This window comes from Pseudomonas sp. K5002 (assembly GCF_013386655.1).
In the GTDB taxonomy this organism is placed as follows: domain Bacteria; phylum Pseudomonadota; class Gammaproteobacteria; order Pseudomonadales; family Pseudomonadaceae; genus Aquipseudomonas.
Genome location: NZ_JACARK010001025.1, coordinates 1 through 4,074 on the forward strand (window position 1 = coordinate 1; position 4,074 = coordinate 4,074).

Below are 4,074 nucleotides of genomic sequence, written 5' to 3' on the forward strand. Positions count from 1 at the left end.
GGGCGCGCCCTCGACGGCAAGGGTGGGATGAAGGCCGAAGACTGGGTGCCGATGGACGGCCCGACCATCAACCCGCTCAAACGCAACCCCATCAGCGTGCCGCTGGACGTGGGCATTCGCAGCATCAACGGTTTATTGACGGTGGGCCGCGGCCAGCGCCTGGGCCTGTTTGCCGGTACCGGCGTGGGTAAGTCGGTGTTGCTGGGGATGATGACGCGCTTTACCGAGGCCGACATCATCGTGGTCGGGCTGATCGGCGAGCGGGGCCGCGAGGTGAAGGAATTCATCGAGCACAGCCTCGGCGAAGAAGGCCTCAAGCGTTCGGTCGTGGTGGCCTCGCCGGCGGATGACGCGCCGCTGATGCGCCTGCGCGCCGCGATGTACTGCACACGCATCGCCGAATATTTTCGCGACAAGGGCAAGAACGTCCTGTTGCTGATGGACTCCCTGACCCGTTTCGCTCAGGCCCAGCGGGAAATCGCCCTGGCCATCGGCGAGCCGCCGGCCACCAAGGGCTATCCGCCGTCAGTGTTCGCCAAGCTGCCCAAGCTGGTGGAGCGTGCCGGTAACGCCGAAGCCGGTGGTGGTTCGATCACTGCGTTCTACACCGTACTCTCCGAGGGCGATGACCAGCAGGACCCGATTGCCGACTCGGCGCGGGGCGTGCTCGACGGGCACATCGTGCTGTCCCGGCGCCTGGCCGAAGAAGGGCACTACCCGGCCATCGACATCGAAGCCTCCATCAGCCGGGTGATGCCGTCGGTGGTCACCCCGGAGCACATGATGCGCGCGCAGCAGTTCAAGCAACTGTGGTCGCGTTATCAACAGAGCCGCGACCTGATCAGCGTCGGCGCCTATGTGGCCGGCGGCGATCGCGAGACCGACCTGGCGATTGCCCTGCAACCGCAACTGGTGACGTACCTGCGCCAGGGCCTCAACGACAAGATCAGCATGGGTGAAAGCGAGGCACACCTGGGCACCATCTTCGCGCCGGCGCCGGGCGGATAAACCATGGCCAACACTCGCGCCGCGCGCCTTGCCCCGGTAGTGGACATGGCCGAAAAAGCTGAAAAGACCGCCGTCCAGCGCCTGGGGTACTTCCAGGGCCAGGTTCGCCTGGCGGAAAGCAAGCTGGGGGACCTGGAGCGCTTTCGCGGCGAGTATCAGCAGCAGTGGATCGAGCGTGGCAGCAAGGGCGTCTCCGGGCAGTGGCTGATGGGCTACCAGGGCTTTCTCAACCAGTTGGAAACCGCCGTCGGCCAGCAGCGCCAGAGCCTGGCCTGGCACCAGGCCAACGTCGACAAGGCCCGCGACAGCTGGCAACAGGCCTATGCCCGGGTCGAAGGCCTGCGCAAACTGGTGCAGCGCTACATCGACGAAGCCCGTGCACTGGAAGACAAGCGCGAGCAGAAATTGCTGGATGAATTGTCCCAGCGTCTTCCCCGCCAAAACCCCTATTAACCACGCCCTCGCTCCTACACGGATTTGCCCACTTCCCTATCACCTGCTACACCTTGTTGCACATTGCCAATGACAAGGAAGCAGTCGTATGTCAGTCGAATCAGAAGTGTCCCTGGACGGGACGAAGTTGACGATCACCGTCAGGGGGCGATTCGATTTCGGTAGCCACCAGGCCTTTCGTGATGCCTACGAGCGGTTCTACAAGGTGCCCGAGATCTACGTGGTGGACTTGAAGGAAACCACCTACATGGACAGCTCGGCCCTGGGCATGCTCCTGCTGTTGCGTGACCATGCCGGAGGCGACAATGCCGAAGTGCAGGTGGTCAACGCCAACTCCGATGTGCGCAAGATCCTGGCCATTTCCAACTTCGACAAACTGTTCGATCTCACTTGAGCGTCCTGGCCCCGGTCCTCGAGGCGCTGACGGTGTTGATCGCCGAAGACAGCGCCGCCGACCTGTTGTTGCTGTCGACCATCGTGCGCCGCCAGGGCCACCAGGTGCTGACCGCCAGTAACGGCCAGGAAGCGGTCGATGTGTTTACCCGTGAACGGCCGCAGTTGGTGTTGATGGACGCCCTGATGCCGGTGATGGACGGCTTCGAGGCGGCCCGGCAGATCAAGCAGCGGGCGGGGGAGGCGCTGGTGCCGATCATCTTCCTCACCTCCCTGCGCGAGAGCGAAGCCCTGGCCCAGTGCCTGGATGCCGGGGGTGACGACTTCCTGGCCAAACCCTATAACCAGGTGATCCTGGCGGCAAAGATCAATGCCATGGATCGCCTGCGTCGCTTGCAGGCCACGGTGTTGCAGCAACGCGACCTGATCGCCCGGCACCACGACTACCTGCTGCAGGAGCAGCGAGTGGCCAAGGCGGTGTTCGACAAGGTGGCCCACTCGGGCTGCATCAACGCCGCGCCGAATATTCGTTATGTGCAGTCGCCCTACGCGCTGTTCAACGGCGATTTGCTGCTGGCCGCGTACACGCCGTCGGGCGATATGCATGTGCTGCTGGGGGACTTTACCGGCCACGGTTTACCGGCGGCGGTCGGCGCGATGCCGCTGGCGGAAGTGTTCTACGGCATGACTGCCAAGGGCTACGGATTGGCGCAAACCCTGCGGGAGATGAACGCCAAGCTCAAGCGCATCCTGCCGGTGGACATGTTCTGTTGTGCCACCTTGCTGTGCCTCAGCGCCCAGCGACGGGTGGTGGAGGTGTGGAATGGCGGCATGCCCGACGGCTACGTGCATGACGTCACCACCGGCAAGCGCACGCCGCTGGTGTCGCGGCATTTGCCACTGGGCGTGCTGGCGGCCGATGCGTTTGATGACCGCACTGAAGTCTGGCCGATGGCGCTGGGTGACCGAGTGTTTTTGCTGTCGGATGGTGTGCTGGATACCGCCGATGCCCATGAACAGTTGTTTGGCGCCGAGCGGTTGCAGCAGGTGTTTGCGGCCAATCGCGAGCCGGACCGGTTGTTCGAGGAGATCGAACAGGCCTTGGCGGGTTTTCGCGGTGAGGTGCGCGATGACATCAGCATGGTGGAGATCAGCCTGCAGGCGGATGAGCCGTTGCGTTCGTCGTCGGTGGTGTATTCCGACAGTGGGCAGTCGTCGCCGCTGGATTGGTCGGTAAGTTTTGAGTTTCGTGCCGAGACGCTCAAGTCCTACAACCCTTTGCCGTATTTGTTGCAGTTGCTGTTGGAGATTCATGGGCTGCGGGAGCAGAGCGGGGCGTTGTACAGCGTGATGGCGGAGTTGTATTCCAATGCGCTTGAACATGGTGTGCTGGGGCTGGATTCGCGGCTCAAGCGGGATGCGCAGGGGTTTGCTGCGTATTACCGCGAGCGTAATGAGCGGCTGGCGCGGTTGGATAGCGGGTATGTGCGGGTGCACCTGGATGTGGTGCCGACCGGGGAGGGGGGGTGTCTGACGCTGCGGATCGAGGACAGTGGGGCCGGGTTTGATGTGGATAAGGTGCTGGCCAGGCCGCTGGATGTTGACCGTCTGTCTGGTAGGGGATTGAGCCTGGTGCGCCAGTTGAGCAGCGATGTAGGCTGGTCTGACGGCGGGCGGTGTGTGTGCGTGGAGTTTTCATGGAAGGCTCTGGCATAATCCGCCGATTCTTGATCAAGGAGCGAACAAGTGGCAGAGATTCATCTGGACCCCGATGTGCTGACTGGCTTGCAGGAGGTCATGGAGGGCGAGTATCCGAAGCTGCTCGACACTTTTCTCGATGACTCGCAAAAGCGGGTAGAGGCGTTGCGCCGGGCTGGGGATGATGCCAAGGCGCTTGGGCGGATTGCGCATAGCTTCAAGGGGAGTAGCGGTAATCTTGGGGCGGTGCGGTTGGCTGAGCTTTGTCAGTTGCTCGAGGATAAGTCCGCCAAGCCTGTGGTTGCGGATTTGGCGCAGTTGGTGGATGAGATTGACCATGAATTCGCGCTGGTGCGGCCGTTGTATGAGCATGAGCGGGGGCGGTTTCAGCTCTGACGCTTTTGGTGTGTATATCGGTTTCTTCGGTAACGGCGGCTTATGGTTTCGCTCTTGCAGCGAGTCACTTTGCAAAAGCGGCACAGTAACCAAAGCGCTCTGCCCCATCAAAAACCAGAGCGAAAG

General features: G+C 62.2%; 5 protein-coding genes. All 5 read left to right on the top strand.

Features of this window, described 5'->3' with window-relative positions:
* Nucleotides 1-1,008, top strand: a 1,008-nt coding sequence (locus tag HX846_RS32705; protein WP_178966999.1) for a FliI/YscN family ATPase, incomplete at its 5' end; no start/stop codon positions are given.
* Between the two features lie 3 nt (nucleotides 1,009-1,011).
* Nucleotides 1,012-1,461, top strand: a complete 450-nt coding sequence (fliJ, locus tag HX846_RS32710) for a flagellar export protein FliJ (RefSeq protein ID WP_008434833.1) — start codon at nucleotides 1,012-1,014, stop codon at nucleotides 1,459-1,461.
* A gap of 88 nt (nucleotides 1,462-1,549) precedes the next feature.
* Complete coding sequence (locus HX846_RS32715) at nucleotides 1,550-1,855, top strand: STAS domain-containing protein (protein ID WP_003214569.1); 306 nt, start codon at nucleotides 1,550-1,552, stop codon at nucleotides 1,853-1,855.
* Entirely contained in the window at nucleotides 1,852-3,570 is a 1,719-nt protein-coding gene (locus tag HX846_RS32720) for a fused response regulator/phosphatase (RefSeq protein ID WP_177049306.1), read from the top strand. Before HX846_RS32715 ends, HX846_RS32720 begins: the two co-directional genes overlap by 4 nt.
* Nucleotides 3,571-3,600: 30 nt before the next feature.
* Nucleotides 3,601-3,948 (top strand): Hpt domain-containing protein, encoded by a 348-nt coding sequence (locus HX846_RS32725; RefSeq protein ID WP_178967000.1) that lies wholly within the window; start codon nucleotides 3,601-3,603, stop codon nucleotides 3,946-3,948.
* Nucleotides 3,949-4,074: the final 126 nt, after the last annotated feature.

Excerpts from the sequence above, each read along its gene's own strand:
- fliJ (WP_008434833.1), top strand. The coding sequence starts at position 1,012 with ATGGCCAACACTCGCGCCGCGCGCCTTGCCCCGGTAGTGGACATGGCC.
- HX846_RS32715 (WP_003214569.1), top strand. The coding sequence starts at position 1,550 with ATGTCAGTCGAATCAGAAGTGTCCCTGGACGGGACGAAGTTGACGATC.